The sequence below is a fragment of the Pseudomonas cimarronensis genome, assembly GCF_049331905.1.
In the GTDB taxonomy this organism is placed as follows: domain Bacteria; phylum Pseudomonadota; class Gammaproteobacteria; order Pseudomonadales; family Pseudomonadaceae; genus Aquipseudomonas.
The window spans coordinates 3,460,448-3,479,867 of record NZ_CP186283.1; the positions used below are offsets into that span (position 1 = coordinate 3,460,448).

Genomic DNA, 19,420 nt, shown 5'->3' on the forward strand with positions numbered 1-19,420 from the left:
GTGGCACAGGATACATAAACAGCCGAAAAAACGTGACACGCATCACAAGAGCAAAAACCAATATCAAAGTGACATCAGCGCGCGCATTGTTTATTATCGCGAGCACTCGGTCAATAGTTTGGCATATTAGTAATTCCAGAATGGAATAAGCCAAATTTATGACGACAATATTTTGTCAGGCAAGCAACATACATCGCAAAGCATTGCTTCACTATATTTAACGCTTTACCGAGCCCACACCGGAGCCCGCTTTATGAGCACAATCGTCGCCATCGTAAAAAGTCTTGTCGGTCAGGTTTTTGCCGTTTCTCTCGACGGCCTCAAGCGCCAAGTATTCGAAGGCGAACGTCTGCTCATGGGCGAACAGATCCTCACTGGTCTGGGCGGAGAAGTAACCCTGCAACTGGCCAACGGCGACGTGGTCGATGTAGCGCAGAACAGCAGCTGGCAGGCAGCCCCCAGCGAGGCGCCAGCCGACGCTGAAAAGGCCCAGGCCAATCCGGACCTGGAACAAGCCCTGGCAGCCGGCTTCGACCCCACCACCGACCTTGAGGCCACCGCAGCAGGCCCTGGTGCCGGCGGCGGCACTGGCGGCGCAGCGGGTGGCGGCCACAGTTTTGTGATGCTCACTGAGACTGGACAACAACTGGAAGCAACTGTCGGCTTTGAAACATCCAACCCGGGCCTGAACGGTACAGCCCAGGACGAGTTGTTTAATGCAGACGAGCAGACAACCGCAGCCAACAACATTCTGGACACCACTGCCCCTAACGCACCCAGCGTCACCCTGGCCAATGACAGTGGAGCCAACGCCACAGACCTGATCACTAATGACGGCACCTTGGTGATTGGTGGGATTGAACCAGGTGCTCTGGTCGAATACAGCACTGACGGCGGTGCAACCTGGAGCAATACCTTCACCCCCAATGAAGGCAGCAACACAGTCCTGGTGCGTCAAACCGACCCGACTGGCAATACATCGCCATCGTCGTCACTGACCTTCACCCTCGACACCCAGGTCACCGCGCCGACTCTCGCACTCACCACTGACAGCGGTGTCGCTGGCGATCTGATCAGCAACGATGGCAGCTACACCGTCAGCGGTACCGAGCCTGGCGCCCTGGTCGAGTACAGCACCGACGGCACCACCTGGAGCACCACCGCACCGGTGGCCGTAGAAGGCAGCAACACCATTCAAGTGCGTCAGACCGATGTCGCCGGCAACGTCTCGGCACCGTCCAGCCTGACCTTCACCGTCGACACCGCCGCCACTGCGGCCCCGACTGTGACCATCACCAGCGATGCCAACAACGATCAGCTGCTCAGCAACACTGAACTGGGCGCCGCCACCACCGTGGCCGTGACCGTCGGCCTGCCGGCCGGCGCGGTCGCTGGTGACACCCTCACCGTCACCGACGGCACCACTCCGCAAGTCATCGTGCTGACCCAGCCACAAATCGACGCTGGCAACGTGGCCGTCACCGTGGCCCGTCCGGCTGAGGGCGCGGCACTCACCGTCACCGCCACCGTCACCGACAAAGCCGGCAACGTGTCACTGCCAGGCAGCGATAACGCCACCGTCGACACCGCCGCCACTGCGGCCCCGACTGTGACCATCACCAGCGATGCCAACAACGATCAGCTGCTCAGCAACACTGAACTGGGCGCCGCCACCACCGTGGCCGTGACCGTCGGCCTGCCGGCCGGCGCGGTCGCTGGTGACACCCTCACCGTCACCGACGGCACCACTCCGCAAGTCATCGTGCTGACCCAGCCACAAATCGACGCTGGCAACGTGGCCATCACCGTGGCCCGTCCGGCTGAGGGCGCGGCACTCACCGTCACCGCCACCGTCACCGACAAAGCCGGCAACGTGTCACTGCCAGGCAGCGATAACGCCACCGTCGACACCGCCGCCACTGCGGCCCCGACTGTGACCATCACCAGCGATGCCAACAACGATCAGCTGCTCAGCAACACTGAACTGGGCGCCGCCACCACCGTGGCCGTGACCGTCGGCCTGCCGGCCGGCGCGGTCGCTGGTGACACCCTCACCGTCACCGACGGCACCACTCCGCAAGTCATCGTGCTGACCCAGCCACAAATCGACGCTGGCAACGTGGCCATCACCGTGGCCCGTCCGGCTGAGGGCGCGGCACTCACCGTCACCGCCACCGTCACCGACAAAGCCGGCAACGTGTCACTGCCAGGCAGCGATAACGCCACCGTCGACACCGCCGCCACTGCGGCCCCGACTGTGACCATCACCAGCGATGCCAACAACGATCAGCTGCTCAGCAACACTGAACTGGGCGCCGCCACCACCGTGGCCGTGACCGTCGGCCTGCCGGCCGGCGCGGTCGCTGGTGACACCCTCACCGTCACCGACGGCACCACTCCGCAAGTCATCGTGCTGACCCAGCCACAAATCGACGCTGGCAACGTGGCCGTCACCGTGGCCCGTCCGGCTGAGGGCGCGGCACTCACCGTCACCGCCACCGTCACCGACAAAGCCGGCAACGTGTCACTGCCAGGCAGCGATAACGCCACCGTCGACACCGCCGCCACTGCGGCCCCGACTGTGACCATCACCAGCGATGCCAACAACGATCAGCTGCTCAGCAACACTGAACTGGGCGCCGCCACCACCGTGGCCGTGACCGTCGGCCTGCCGGCCGGCGCGGTCGCTGGTGACACCCTCACCGTCACCGACGGCACCACTCCGCAAGTCATCGTGCTGACCCAGCCACAAATCGACGCTGGCAACGTGGCCGTCACCGTGGCCCGTCCGGCTGAGGGCGCGGCACTCACCGTCACCGCCACCGTCACCGACAAAGCCGGCAACGTGTCACTGCCAGGCAGCGATAACGCCACCGTCGACACCGCCGCCACTGCGGCCCCGACTGTGACCATCACCAGCGATGCCAACAACGATCAGCTGCTCAGCAACACTGAACTGGGCGCCGCCACCACCGTGGCCGTGACCGTCGGCCTGCCGGCCGGCGCGGTCGCTGGTGACACCCTCACCGTCACCGACGGCACCACTCCGCAAGTCATCGTGCTGACCCAGCCACAAATCGACGCTGGCAACGTGGCCATCACCGTGGCCCGTCCGGCTGAGGGCGCGGCACTCACCGTCACCGCCACCGTCACCGACAAAGCCGGCAACGTGTCACTGCCAGGCAGCGATAACGCCACCGTCGACACCGCCGCCACTGCGGCCCCGACTGTGACCATCACCAGCGATGCCAACAACGATCAGCTGCTCAGCAACACTGAACTGGGCGCCGCCACCACCGTGGCCGTGACCGTCGGCCTGCCGGCCGGCGCGGTCGCTGGTGACACCCTCACCGTCACCGACGGCACCACTCCGCAAGTCATCGTGCTGACCCAGCCACAAATCGACGCTGGCAACGTGGCCGTCACCGTGGCCCGTCCGGCTGAGGGCGCGGCACTCACCGTCACCGCCACCGTCACCGACAAAGCCGGCAACGTGTCACTGCCAGGCAGCGATAACGCCACCGTCGACACCGCCGCCACTGCGGCCCCGACTGTGACCATCACCAGCGATGCCAACAACGATCAGCTGCTCAGCAACACTGAACTGGGCGCCGCCACCACCGTGGCCGTGACCGTCGGCCTGCCGGCCGGCGCGGTCGCTGGTGACACCCTCACCGTCACCGACGGCACCACTCCGCAAGTCATCGTGCTGACCCAGCCACAAATCGACGCTGGCAACGTGGCCATCACCGTGGCCCGTCCGGCTGAGGGCGCGGCACTCACCGTCACCGCCACCGTCACCGACAAAGCCGGCAACGTGTCACTGCCAGGCAGCGATAACGCCACCGTCGACACCGCCGCCACTGCGGCCCCGACTGTGACCATCACCAGCGATGCCAACAACGATCAGCTGCTCAGCAACACTGAACTGGGCGCCGCCACCACCGTGGCCGTGACCGTCGGCCTGCCGGCCGGCGCGGTCGCTGGTGACACCCTCACCGTCACCGACGGCACCACTCCGCAAGTCATCGTGCTGACCCAGCCACAAATCGACGCTGGCAACGTGGCCGTCACCGTGGCCCGTCCGGCTGAGGGCGCGGCACTCACCGTCACCGCCACCGTCACCGACAAAGCCGGCAACGTGTCACTGCCAGGCAGCGATAACGCCACCGTCGACACCGCCGCCACTGCGGCCCCGACTGTGACCATCACCAGCGATGCCAACAACGATCAGCTGCTCAGCAACACTGAACTGGGCGCCGCCACCACCGTGGCCGTGACCGTCGGCCTGCCGGCCGGCGCGGTCGCTGGTGACACCCTCACCGTCACCGACGGCACCACTCCGCAAGTCATCGTGCTGACCCAGCCACAAATCGACGCTGGCAACGTGGCCATCACCGTGGCCCGTCCGGCTGAGGGCGCGGCACTCACCGTCACCGCCACCGTCACCGACAAAGCCGGCAACGTGTCACTGCCAGGCAGCGATAACGCCACCGTCGACACCGCCGCCACTGCGGCCCCGACTGTGACCATCACCAGCGATGCCAACAACGATCAGCTGCTCAGCAACACTGAACTGGGCGCCGCCACCACCGTGGCCGTGACCGTCGGCCTGCCGGCCGGCGCGGTCGCTGGTGACACCCTCACCGTCACCGACGGCACCACTCCGCAAGTCATCGTGCTGACCCAGCCACAAATCGACGCTGGCAACGTGGCCGTCACCGTGGCCCGTCCGGCTGAGGGCGCGGCACTCACCGTCACCGCCACCGTCACCGACAAAGCCGGCAACGTGTCACTGCCAGGCAGCGATAACGCCACCGTCGACACCGCCGCCACTGCGGCCCCGACTGTGACCATCACCAGCGATGCCAACAACGATCAGCTGCTCAGCAACACTGAACTGGGCGCCGCCACCACCGTGGCCGTGACCGTCGGCCTGCCGGCCGGCGCGGTCGCTGGTGACACCCTCACCGTCACCGACGGCACCACTCCGCAAGTCATCGTGCTGACCCAGCCACAAATCGACGCTGGCAACGTGGCCGTCACCGTGGCCCGTCCGGCTGAGGGCGCGGCACTCACCGTCACCGCCACCGTCACCGACAAAGCCGGCAACGTGTCACTGCCAGGCAGCGATAACGCCACCGTCGACACCGCAGCCACTGCGGCCCCGACTGTGACCATCACCAGCGATGCCAACAACGATCAGCTGCTCAGCAACACTGAACTGGGCGCCGCCACCACCGTGGCCGTGACCGTCGGCCTGCCGGCCGGCGCGGTCGCTGGTGACACCCTCACCGTCACCGACGGCACCACTCCGCAAGTCATCGTGCTGACCCAGCCACAAATCGACGCTGGCAACGTGGCCATCACCGTGGCCCGTCCGGCTGAGGGCGCGGCACTCACCGTCACCGCCACCGTCACCGACAAAGCCGGCAACGTGTCACTGCCAGGCAGCGATAACGCCACCGTCGACACCGCCGCCACTGCGGCCCCGACTGTGACCATCACCAGCGATGCCAACAACGATCAGCTGCTCAGCAACACTGAACTGGGCGCCGCCACCACCGTGGCCGTGACCGTCGGCCTGCCGGCCGGCGCGGTCGCTGGTGACACCCTCACCGTCACCGACGGCACCACTCCGCAAGTCATCGTGCTGACCCAGCCACAAATCGACGCTGGCAACGTGGCCGTCACCGTGGCCCGTCCGGCTGAGGGCGCGGCACTCACCGTCACCGCCACCGTCACCGACAAAGCCGGCAACGTGTCACTGCCAGGCAGCGATAACGCCACCGTCGACACCGCCGCCACTGCGGCCCCGACTGTGACCATCACCAGCGATGCCAACAACGATCAGCTGCTCAGCAACACTGAACTGGGCGCCGCCACCACCGTGGCCGTGACCGTCGGCCTGCCGGCCGGCGCGGTCGCTGGTGACACCCTCACCGTCACCGACGGCACCACTCCGCAAGTCATCGTGCTGACCCAGCCACAAATCGACGCTGGCAACGTGGCCGTCACCGTGGCCCGTCCGGCTGAGGGCGCGGCACTCACCGTCACCGCCACCGTCACCGACAAAGCCGGCAACGTGTCACTGCCAGGCAGCGATAACGCCACCGTCGACACCGCCGCCACTGCGGCCCCGACTGTGACCATCACCAGCGATGCCAACAACGATCAGCTGCTCAGCAACACTGAACTGGGCGCCGCCACCACCGTGGCCGTGACCGTCGGCCTGCCGGCCGGCGCGGTCGCTGGTGACACCCTCACCGTCACCGACGGCACCACTCCGCAAGTCATCGTGCTGACCCAGCCACAAATCGACGCTGGCAACGTGGCCATCACCGTGGCCCGTCCGGCTGAGGGCGCGGCACTCACCGTCACCGCCACCGTCACCGACAAAGCCGGCAACGTGTCACTGCCAGGCAGCGATAACGCCACCGTCGACACCGCCGCCACTGCGGCCCCGACTGTGACCATCACCAGCGATGCCAACAACGATCAGCTGCTCAGCAACACTGAACTGGGCGCCGCCACCACCGTGGCCGTGACCGTCGGCCTGCCGGCCGGCGCGGTCGCTGGTGACACCCTCACCGTCACCGACGGCACCACTCCGCAAGTCATCGTGCTGACCCAGCCACAAATCGACGCTGGCAACGTGGCCGTCACCGTGGCCCGTCCGGCTGAGGGCGCGGCACTCACCGTCACCGCCACCGTCACCGACAAAGCCGGCAACGTGTCACTGCCAGGCAGCGATAACGCCACCGTCGACACCGCCGCCACTGCGGCCCCGACTGTGACCATCACCAGCGATGCCAACAACGATCAGCTGCTCAGCAACACTGAACTGGGCGCCGCCACCACCGTGGCCGTGACCGTCGGCCTGCCGGCCGGCGCGGTCGCTGGTGACACCCTCACCGTCACCGACGGCACCACTCCGCAAGTCATCGTGCTGACCCAGCCACAAATCGACGCTGGCAACGTGGCCGTCACCGTGGCCCGTCCGGCTGAGGGCGCGGCACTCACCGTCACCGCCACCGTCACCGACAAAGCCGGCAACGTGTCACTGCCAGGCAGCGATAACGCCACCGTCGACACCGCCGCCACTGCGGCCCCGACTGTGACCATCACCAGCGATGCCAACAACGATCAGCTGCTCAGCAACACTGAACTGGGCGCCGCCACCACCGTGGCCGTGACCGTCGGCCTGCCGGCCGGCGCGGTCGCTGGTGACACCCTCACCGTCACCGACGGCACCACTCCGCAAGTCATCGTGCTGACCCAGCCACAAATCGACGCTGGCAACGTGGCCGTCACCGTGGCCCGTCCGGCTGAGGGCGCGGCACTCACCGTCACCGCCACCGTCACCGACAAAGCCGGCAACGTGTCACTGCCAGGCAGCGATAACGCCACCGTCGACACCGCCGCCACTGCGGCCCCGACTGTGACCATCACCAGCGATGCCAACAACGATCAGCTGCTCAGCAACACTGAACTGGGCGCCGCCACCACCGTGGCCGTGACCGTCGGCCTGCCGGCCGGCGCGGTCGCTGGTGACACCCTCACCGTCACCGACGGCACCACTCCGCAAGTCATCGTGCTGACCCAGCCACAAATCGACGCTGGCAACGTGGCCATCACCGTGGCCCGTCCGGCTGAGGGCGCGGCACTCACCGTCACCGCCACCGTCACCGACAAAGCCGGCAACGTGTCACTGCCAGGCAGCGATAACGCCACCGTCGACACCGCCGCCACTGCGGCCCCGACTGTGACCATCACCAGCGATGCCAACAACGATCAGCTGCTCAGCAACACTGAACTGGGCGCCGCCACCACCGTGGCCGTGACCGTCGGCCTGCCGGCCGGCGCGGTCGCTGGTGACACCCTCACCGTCACCGACGGCACCACTCCGCAAGTCATCGTGCTGACCCAGCCACAAATCGACGCTGGCAACGTGGCCGTCACCGTGGCCCGTCCGGCTGAGGGCGCGGCACTCACCGTCACCGCCACCGTCACCGACAAAGCCGGCAACGTGTCACTGCCAGGCAGCGATAACGCCACCGTCGACACCGCCGCCACTGCGGCCCCGACTGTGACCATCACCAGCGATGCCAACAACGATCAGCTGCTCAGCAACACTGAACTGGGCGCCGCCACCACCGTGGCCGTGACCGTCGGCCTGCCGGCCGGCGCGGTCGCTGGTGACACCCTCACCGTCACCGACGGCACCACTCCGCAAGTCATCGTGCTGACCCAGCCACAAATCGACGCTGGCAACGTGGCCGTCACCGTGGCCCGTCCGGCTGAGGGCGCGGCACTCACCGTCACCGCCACCGTCACCGACAAAGCCGGCAACGTGTCACTGCCAGGCAGCGATAACGCCACCGTCGACACCGCCGCCACTGCGGCCCCGACTGTGACCATCACCAGCGATGCCAACAACGATCAGCTGCTCAGCAACACTGAACTGGGCGCCGCCACCACCGTGGCCGTGACCGTCGGCCTGCCGGCCGGCGCGGTCGCTGGTGACACCCTCACCGTCACCGACGGCACCACTCCGCAAGTCATCGTGCTGACCCAGCCACAAATCGACGCTGGCAACGTGGCCATCACCGTGGCCCGTCCGGCTGAGGGCGCGGCACTCACCGTCACCGCCACCGTCACCGACAAAGCCGGCAACGTGTCACTGCCAGGCAGCGATAACGCCACCGTCGACACCGCCGCCACTGCGGCCCCGACTGTGACCATCACCAGCGATGCCAACAACGATCAGCTGCTCAGCAACACTGAACTGGGCGCCGCCACCACCGTGGCCGTGACCGTCGGCCTGCCGGCCGGCGCGGTCGCTGGTGACACCCTCACCGTCACCGACGGCACCACTCCGCAAGTCATCGTGCTGACCCAGCCACAAATCGACGCTGGCAACGTGGCCGTCACCGTGGCCCGTCCGGCTGAGGGCGCGGCACTCACCGTCACCGCCACCGTCACCGACAAAGCCGGCAACGTGTCACTGCCAGGCAGCGATAACGCCACCGTCGACACCGCCGCCACTGCGGCCCCGACTGTGACCATCACCAGCGATGCCAACAACGATCAGCTGCTCAGCAACACTGAACTGGGCGCCGCCACCACCGTGGCCGTGACCGTCGGCCTGCCGGCCGGCGCGGTCGCTGGTGACACCCTCACCGTCACCGACGGCACCACTCCGCAAGTCATCGTGCTGACCCAGCCACAAATCGACGCTGGCAACGTGGCCGTCACCGTGGCCCGTCCGGCTGAGGGCGCGGCACTCACCGTCACCGCCACCGTCACCGACAAAGCCGGCAACGTGTCACTGCCAGGCAGCGATAACGCCACCGTCGACACCGCCGCCACTGCGGCCCCGACTGTGACCATCACCAGCGATGCCAACAACGATCAGCTGCTCAGCAACACTGAACTGGGCGCCGCCACCACCGTGGCCGTGACCGTCGGCCTGCCGGCCGGCGCGGTCGCTGGTGACACCCTCACCGTCACCGACGGCACCACTCCGCAAGTCATCGTGCTGACCCAGCCACAAATCGACGCTGGCAACGTGGCCGTCACCGTGGCCCGTCCGGCTGAGGGCGCGGCACTCACCGTCACCGCCACCGTCACCGACAAAGCCGGCAACGTGTCACTGCCAGGCAGCGATAACGCCACCGTCGACACCGCCGCCACTGCGGCCCCGACTGTGACCATCACCAGCGATGCCAACAACGATCAGCTGCTCAGCAACACTGAACTGGGCGCCGCCACCACCGTGGCCGTGACCGTCGGCCTGCCGGCCGGCGCGGTCGCTGGTGACACCCTCACCGTCACCGACGGCACCACTCCGCAAGTCATCGTGCTGACCCAGCCACAAATCGACGCTGGCAACGTGGCCGTCACCGTGGCCCGTCCGGCTGAGGGCGCGGCACTCACCGTCACCGCCACCGTCACCGACAAAGCCGGCAACGTGTCACTGCCAGGCAGCGATAACGCCACCGTCGACACCGCCGCCACTGCGGCCCCGACTGTGACCATCACCAGCGATGCCAACAACGATCAGCTGCTCAGCAACACTGAACTGGGCGCCGCCACCACCGTGGCCGTGACCGTCGGCCTGCCGGCCGGCGCGGTCGCTGGTGACACCCTCACCGTCACCGACGGCACCACTCCGCAAGTCATCGTGCTGACCCAGCCACAAATCGACGCTGGCAACGTGGCCATCACCGTGGCCCGTCCGGCTGAGGGCGCGGCACTCACCGTCACCGCCACCGTCACCGACAAAGCCGGCAACGTGTCACTGCCAGGCAGCGATAACGCCACCGTCGACACCGCCGCCACTGCGGCCCCGACTGTGACCATCACCAGCGATGCCAACAACGATCAGCTGCTCAGCAACACTGAACTGGGCGCCGCCACCACCGTGGCCGTGACCGTCGGCCTGCCGGCCGGCGCGGTCGCTGGTGACACCCTCACCGTCACCGACGGCACCACTCCGCAAGTCATCGTGCTGACCCAGCCACAAATCGACGCTGGCAACGTGGCCATCACCGTGGCCCGTCCGGCTGAGGGCGCGGCACTCACCGTCACCGCCACCGTCACCGACAAAGCCGGCAACGTGTCACTGCCAGGCAGCGATAACGCCACCGTCGACACCGCCGCCACTGCGGCCCCGACTGTGACCATCACCAGCGATGCCAACAACGATCAGCTGCTCAGCAACACTGAACTGGGCGCCGCCACCACCGTGGCCGTGACCGTCGGCCTGCCGGCCGGCGCGGTCGCTGGTGACACCCTCACCGTCACCGACGGCACCACTCCGCAAGTCATCGTGCTGACCCAGCCACAAATCGACGCTGGCAACGTGGCCGTCACCGTGGCCCGTCCGGCTGAGGGCGCGGCACTCACCGTCACCGCCACCGTCACCGACAAAGCCGGCAACGTGTCACTGCCAGGCAGCGATAACGCCACCGTCGACACCGCCGCCACTGCGGCCCCGACTGTGACCATCACCAGCGATGCCAACAACGATCAGCTGCTCAGCAACACTGAACTGGGCGCCGCCACCACCGTGGCCGTGACCGTCGGCCTGCCGGCCGGCGCGGTCGCTGGTGACACCCTCACCGTCACCGACGGCACCACTCCGCAAGTCATCGTGCTGACCCAGCCACAAATCGACGCTGGCAACGTGGCCGTCACCGTGGCCCGTCCGGCTGAGGGCGCGGCACTCACCGTCACCGCCACCGTCACCGACAAAGCCGGCAACGTGTCACTGCCAGGCAGCGATAACGCCACCGTCGACACCGCCGCCACTGCGGCCCCGACTGTGACCATCACCAGCGATGCCAACAACGATCAGCTGCTCAGCAACACTGAACTGGGCGCCGCCACCACCGTGGCCGTGACCGTCGGCCTGCCGGCCGGCGCGGTCGCTGGTGACACCCTCACCGTCACCGACGGCACCACTCCGCAAGTCATCGTGCTGACCCAGCCACAAATCGACGCTGGCAACGTGGCCATCACCGTGGCCCGTCCGGCTGAGGGCGCGGCACTCACCGTCACCGCCACCGTCACCGACAAAGCCGGCAACGTGTCACTGCCAGGCAGCGATAACGCCACCGTCGACACCGCCGCCACTGCGGCCCCGACTGTGACCATCACCAGCGATGCCAACAACGATCAGCTGCTCAGCAACACTGAACTGGGCGCCGCCACCACCGTGGCCGTGACCGTCGGCCTGCCGGCCGGCGCGGTCGCTGGTGACACCCTCACCGTCACCGACGGCACCACTCCGCAAGTCATCGTGCTGACCCAGCCACAAATCGACGCTGGCAACGTGGCCGTCACCGTGGCCCGTCCGGCTGAGGGCGCGGCACTCACCGTCACCGCCACCGTCACCGACAAAGCCGGCAACGTGTCACTGCCAGGCAGCGATAACGCCACCGTCGACACCGCCGCCACTGCGGCCCCGACTGTGACCATCACCAGCGATGCCAACAACGATCAGCTGCTCAGCAACACTGAACTGGGCGCCGCCACCACCGTGGCCGTGACCGTCGGCCTGCCGGCCGGCGCGGTCGCTGGTGACACCCTCACCGTCACCGACGGCACCACTCCGCAAGTCATCGTGCTGACCCAGCCACAAATCGACGCTGGCAACGTGGCCGTCACCGTGGCCCGTCCGGCTGAGGGCGCGGCACTCACCGTCACCGCCACCGTCACCGACAAAGCCGGCAACGTGTCACTGCCAGGCAGCGATAACGCCACCGTCGACACCGCCGCCACTGCGGCCCCGACTGTGACCATCACCAGCGATGCCAACAACGATCAGCTGCTCAGCAACACTGAACTGGGCGCCGCCACCACCGTGGCCGTGACCGTCGGCCTGCCGGCCGGCGCGGTCGCTGGTGACACCCTCACCGTCACCGACGGCACCACTCCGCAAGTCATCGTGCTGACCCAGCCACAAATCGACGCTGGCAACGTGGCCATCACCGTGGCCCGTCCGGCTGAGGGCGCGGCACTCACCGTCACCGCCACCGTCACCGACAAAGCCGGCAACGTGTCACTGCCAGGCAGCGATAACGCCACCGTCGACACCGCCGCCACTGCGGCCCCGACTGTGACCATCACCAGCGATGCCAACAACGATCAGCTGCTCAGCAACACTGAACTGGGCGCCGCCACCACCGTGGCCGTGACCGTCGGCCTGCCGGCCGGCGCGGTCGCTGGTGACACCCTCACCGTCACCGACGGCACCACTCCGCAAGTCATCGTGCTGACCCAGCCACAAATCGACGCTGGCAACGTGGCCGTCACCGTGGCCCGTCCGGCTGAGGGCGCGGCACTCACCGTCACCGCCACCGTCACCGACAAAGCCGGCAACGTGTCACTGCCAGGCAGCGATAACGCCACCGTCGACACCGCCGCCACTGCGGCCCCGACTGTGACCATCACCAGCGATGCCAACAACGATCAGCTGCTCAGCAACACTGAACTGGGCGCCGCCACCACCGTGGCCGTGACCGTCGGCCTGCCGGCCGGCGCGGTCGCTGGTGACACCCTCACCGTCACCGACGGCACCACTCCGCAAGTCATCGTGCTGACCCAGCCACAAATCGACGCTGGCAACGTGGCCGTCACCGTGGCCCGTCCGGCTGAGGGCGCGGCACTCACCGTCACCGCCACCGTCACCGACAAAGCCGGCAACGTGTCACTGCCAGGCAGCGATAACGCCACCGTCGACACCGCCGCCACTGCGGCCCCGACTGTGACCATCACCAGCGATGCCAACAACGATCAGCTGCTCAGCAACACTGAACTGGGCGCCGCCACCACCGTGGCCGTGACCGTCGGCCTGCCGGCCGGCGCGGTCGCTGGTGACACCCTCACCGTCACCGACGGCACCACTCCGCAAGTCATCGTGCTGACCCAGCCACAAATCGACGCTGGCAACGTGGCCGTCACCGTGGCCCGTCCGGCTGAGGGCGCGGCACTCACCGTCACCGCCACCGTCACCGACAAAGCCGGCAACGTGTCACTGCCAGGCAGCGATAACGCCACCGTCGACACCGCCGCCACTGCGGCCCCGACTGTGACCATCACCAGCGATGCCAACAACGATCAGCTGCTCAGCAACACTGAACTGGGCGCCGCCACCACCGTGGCCGTGACCGTCGGCCTGCCGGCCGGCGCGGTCGCTGGTGACACCCTCACCGTCACCGACGGCACCACTCCGCAAGTCATCGTGCTGACCCAGCCACAAATCGACGCTGGCAACGTGGCCATCACCGTGGCCCGTCCGGCTGAGGGCGCGGCACTCACCGTCACCGCCACCGTCACCGACAAAGCCGGCAACGTGTCACTGCCAGGCAGCGATAACGCCACCGTCGACACCGCCGCCACTGCGGCCCCGACTGTGACCATCACCAGCGATGCCAACAACGATCAGCTGCTCAGCAACACTGAACTGGGCGCCGCCACCACCGTGGCCGTGACCGTCGGCCTGCCGGCCGGCGCGGTCGCTGGTGACACCCTCACCGTCACCGACGGCACCACTCCGCAAGTCATCGTGCTGACCCAGCCACAAATCGACGCTGGCAACGTGGCCGTCACCGTGGCCCGTCCGGCTGAGGGCGCGGCACTCACCGTCACCGCCACCGTCACCGACAAAGCCGGCAACGTGTCACTGCCAGGCAGCGATAACGCCACCGTCGACACCGCCGCCACTGCGGCCCCGACTGTGACCATCACCAGCGATGCCAACAACGATCAGCTGCTCAGCAACACTGAACTGGGCGCCGCCACCACCGTGGCCGTGACCGTCGGCCTGCCGGCCGGCGCGGTCGCTGGTGACACCCTCACCGTCACCGACGGCACCACTCCGCAAGTCATCGTGCTGACCCAGCCACAAATCGACGCTGGCAACGTGGCCGTCACCGTGGCCCGTCCGGCTGAGGGCGCGGCACTCACCGTCACCGCCACCGTCACCGACAAAGCCGGCAACGTGTCACTGCCAGGCAGCGATAACGCCACCGTCGACACCGCCGCCACTGCGGCCCCGACTGTGACCATCACCAGCGATGCCAACAACGATCAGCTGCTCAGCAACACTGAACTGGGCGCCGCCACCACCGTGGCCGTGACCGTCGGCCTGCCGGCCGGCGCGGTCGCTGGTGACACCCTCACCGTCACCGACGGCACCACTCCGCAAGTCATCGTGCTGACCCAGCCACAAATCGACGCTGGCAACGTGGCCATCACCGTGGCCCGTCCGGCTGAGGGCGCGGCACTCACCGTCACCGCCACCGTCACCGACAAAGCCGGCAACGTGTCACTGCCAGGCAGCGATAACGCCACCGTCGACACCGCCGCCACTGCGGCCCCGACTGTGACCATCACCAGCGATGCCAACAACGATCAGCTGCTCAGCAACACTGAACTGGGCGCCGCCACCACCGTGGCCGTGACCGTCGGCCTGCCGGCCGGCGCGGTCGCTGGTGACACCCTCACCGTCACCGACGGCACCACTCCGCAAGTCATCGTGCTGACCCAGCCACAAATCGACGCTGGCAACGTGGCCGTCACCGTGGCCCGTCCGGCTGAGGGCGCGGCACTCACCGTCACCGCCACCGTCACCGACAAAGCCGGCAACGTGTCACTGCCAGGCAGCGATAACGCCACCGTCGACACCGCCGCCACTGCGGCCCCGACTGTGACCATCACCAGCGATGCCAACAACGATCAGCTGCTCAGCAACACTGAACTGGGCGCCGCCACCACCGTGGCCGTGACCGTCGGCCTGCCGGCCGGCGCGGTCGCTGGTGACACCCTCACCGTCACCGACGGCACCACTCCGCAAGTCATCGTGCTGACCCAGCCACAAATCGACGCTGGCAACGTGGCCGTCACCGTGGCCCGTCCGGCTGAGGGCGCGGCACTCACCGTCACCGCCACCGTCACCGACAAAGCCGGCAACGTGTCACTGCCAGGCAGCGATAACGCCACCGTCGACACCGCCGCCACTGCGGCCCCGACTGTGACCATCACCAGCGATGCCAACAACGATCAGCTGCTCAGCAACACTGAACTGGGCGCCGCCACCACCGTGGCCGTGACCGTCGGCCTGCCGGCCGGCGCGGTCGCTGGTGACACCCTCACCGTCACCGACGGCACCACTCCGCAAGTCATCGTGCTGACCCAGCCACAAATCGACGCTGGCAACGTGGCCATCACCGTGGCCCGTCCGGCTGAGGGCGCGGCACTCACCGTCACCGCCACCGTCACCGACAAAGCCGGCAACGTGTCACTGCCAGGCAGCGATAACGCCACCGTCGACACCGCCGCCACTGCGGCCCCGACTGTGACCATCACCAGCGATGCCAACAACGATCAGCTGCTCAGCAACACTGAACTGGGCGCCGCCACCACCGTGGCCGTGACCGTCGGCCTGCCGGCCGGCGCGGTCGCTGGTGACACCCTCACCGTCACCGACGGCACCACTCCGCAAGTCATCGTGCTGACCCAGCCACAAATCGACGCTGGCAACGTGGCCGTCACCGTGGCCCGTCCGGCTGAGGGCGCGGCACTCACCGTCACCGCCACCGTCACCGACAAAGCCGGCAACGTGTCACTGCCAGGCAGCGATAACGCCACCGTCGACACCGCCGCCACTGCGGCCCCGACTGTGACCATCACCAGCGATGCCAACAACGATCAGCTGCTCAGCAACACTGAACTGGGCGCCGCCACCACCGTGGCCGTGACCGTCGGCCTGCCGGCCGGCGCGGTCGCTGGTGACACCCTCACCGTCACCGACGGCACCACTCCGCAAGTCATCGTGCTGACCCAGCCACAAATCGACGCTGGCAACGTGGCCATCACCGTGGCCCGTCCGGCTGAGGGCGCGGCACTCACCGTCACCGCCACCGTCACCGACAAAGCCGGCAACGTGTCACTGCCAGGCAGCGATAACGCCACCGTCGACACCGCCGGTCCAACCGTTGTCATCAGCACCACCGACAGCAACCTGTCAGTCGGGGAAGCCACAACACTGACCTTTACATTCAGCGAGTCTGTCAGCGGCTTTACTGCAAGTGACATCGTTCCTACCGGCGGCGTGATCAGCAATCTGGTGCAGTCGGTAGGTAATCCTGCAGTCTGGACAGCTACTTTCACTTCAACAGGTGGCGGTTCGCCGAGCGTTAGCCTGCCTGCCGGTAGCTATACCGACCTGGTGGGTAACGCCGGTGCTGCTGACAGCCTGAACCTTAACAGTGACCCGATTGCCAGTAACGACAACTATCTGGTTTCAGGGTTAGTCGGTCAGTACTTCGGCTATAACGACACAGCCACAGGAGCGGGAAATAACGGTGCCAATCTGACCAACCTTGCTCAGGTAGAAACCTTTATCAATGGTCGTGCGCCTACAGCCACCTTCACAGCCACAAGTCTGAACTACGGCCCTATTGGAAATGGCGGTTTGGGCAACGGTACGAACCTGCAGACGTTCCTTGGTGGAGATGCGTCAAGTCTTTCAAGCGACCCAGCGAGTACCTCTGATGCCATTCTCAGACTCAACGGTCTTATCAATCTGACGGCTGGAAACTACCAATTCCGTGTAACGGCCGATGATGGCTTCAGTATCCGTATCAATGGCCAAACGGTTGCAGAGTACAACGGTAATCAAGGGCCAACAGCGCGCGAATCCTTGGTATTCACAGTGCCGGAAGGCGGCGCACAGCAGTTTGAAATTGTCTATTGGGATCAGGATGGCAATGCTCAACTGACCGTTGAACTGCGCCCCCAAGGCGGTAGCTACAGCGTCGTGGGCGGCAGCTCGTTGCAGCATGAGAACCCAGCATTGGTCACCAACGAAGATCAGCCACTGACCATCAGCCCAGCAACGCTGTTGGGCAACGACACAGACCCGGATGGCAACCCGCTGAGCATTATGAGTGTGCAGGGTGCGACGCATGGCAGCGTCGCGCTGGTTGGTGGCAACGTGGTGTTTACCCCTGACGCCAACTACAACGGTGCGGCAACTTTCACTTACACCGTAAGTGATGGCCTGGGCGGCCTTTCCACTGCAACAGTAACACTTGGTATCAAGCCCGTTAACGATGCGCCGGTGGCCGTTGCCGATAGCGCTATAACCAATGAAGGCTCACCTGTCACCATCAACGTGCTGGCCAACGATACGGATGTTGACGGTGACATCCTGATGGTTACCGGGGCGACAGCCAGCAATGGCACTGTTGTGGTCAACACCAATAACACCCTGACTTTTACCCCCGCTTCGGGCTTCAGCGGTACTGCCATCATCAATTACAGTATCAACGACGGTAATGGTGGAACAGCAACCGCTCAGGCATTCGTTGAGGTTCAACCAGTAGCCAACGGCATAAACCTCCAAGTAAATACCAGCTCAACTATCGTGGTAAGCACAAGTTTTGAGACTGTTACAGCTGGGAATCTTAATACCAACATCTTGGAAGGCTGGTCACACGCTAGTGTGGTCGACCCAACAAATGGAGGAACACGTCAGTTTGAGGTTTGGCGAAGTGGTGAAAGCATGTCGACAGAAAGTGGCAGTATTACGGCAAATGCTGGCACAGGAAACGGCACCAATTTCCTTGAGCTCAATGTGGTACCAAATGGCTCCACATTACCGGAAACCTTGGGCCTGCAACGTTCGATATCTACCGTGGCAGGCGATTTGTACACGCTAAGTCTTGATTATGCCGGCCGCTCTAGCTATGGAGTTAATACCACACGGATTCATGTGGAGGTGGATGGTGTACGTATTGGCACCTTCGCCGACATCAGTAGCAATACAAGCCTGACGTGGCAGACTTTACAATTCAGCTTTGTAGGCACAGGTGGTAATCAGTCGGTTCGTATCATTACTGATCAGATAACAAATACACCCGGACGTTTTACTGGCGGCCGAGGCACTTTTATCGACGACATTGTGATTGAACGCAGCAAAGGCGCAATTGCCGGAAATGCGCAGAGCGGTGCCAAGACTAATATTTCCTTGAACGGTTTGATTACCACCACCCTGATTGACAATGACAGTTCCGAACAAGGCTTTATTACACTGCATGGTTTGCCAGACGGCGCCCTATTTTTCAGCCAAGCAAATCCAGCAGGCATTGCGGCAAGTAACGGTTCTGTGACCTTTAACATCAACCAGCTGTCAACGGCATCTCTGCAACTGGACAGCAGTTACAAGGGGCATATCAATTTAAGCGTCGAAGCTTTCTCGGTCGAGACAAGCAACGGTAATCAGTCCTCCAGCAGCACAGCCGAACTGCAGTTGGTGATCGCCTCGCCAAATAATATAAACAATCAGCTCTCTGCCACAGACACGATTGTTGGTAGCAGCGCTAATGACACCTTGCTAGGTTCATCTCGCGCAGACTTACTAATAGGTGGTGATGGTAATGATGTGATTTTTGGCAATGCTGGCAATGACACTATTGTTGGCGGCCGAGGAAACGACACACTCTGGGGCGGCAGCGGAGCTGATACCTTTGTTTGGAAAGCAGGTGATTTGAACAGTGCAGGCGGCAATGACGTGATCAAAGACTTCACGATGACGGGCACATCGCGAGACACAATTGACCTGCATGACCTGCTGCAAGGCGAGAATGACGGCAATATTCTCAACTACCTGCGCGTAGATACTGCAACGTCTACCCTGCTGATCAGCAGCACAGGGGTGCTCAACGCCAGCGGCAGCAATGCTGATGTGACCATCAAGCTGGAGAACGGCAGCGGCGGTAACCTGAATATCAACCCCGGCAACCTCAGCCAGGCTGATCTGGTCAACTCGCTGATTGCCGGTGCCGATCCGCTGATCAAAATCGACCATAACTGATGACCACAACCCCGCTACCATAAGGTGGCGGGG

At 65.3% G+C, this 19,420-nt stretch carries 1 protein-coding gene; it reads left to right on the forward strand.

Annotation, left to right across the window (positions count from 1 at the left end; genetic code table 11):
* The first annotated feature begins 253 nt into the window (after window positions 1-253).
* On the forward strand, window positions 254-19,387 hold the full coding sequence (locus ACOCLD_RS16140) for an Ig-like domain-containing protein (RefSeq protein WP_422909888.1): 19,134 nt from the start codon (window positions 254-256) through the stop codon (window positions 19,385-19,387).
* Window positions 19,388-19,420: the final 33 nt, after the last annotated feature.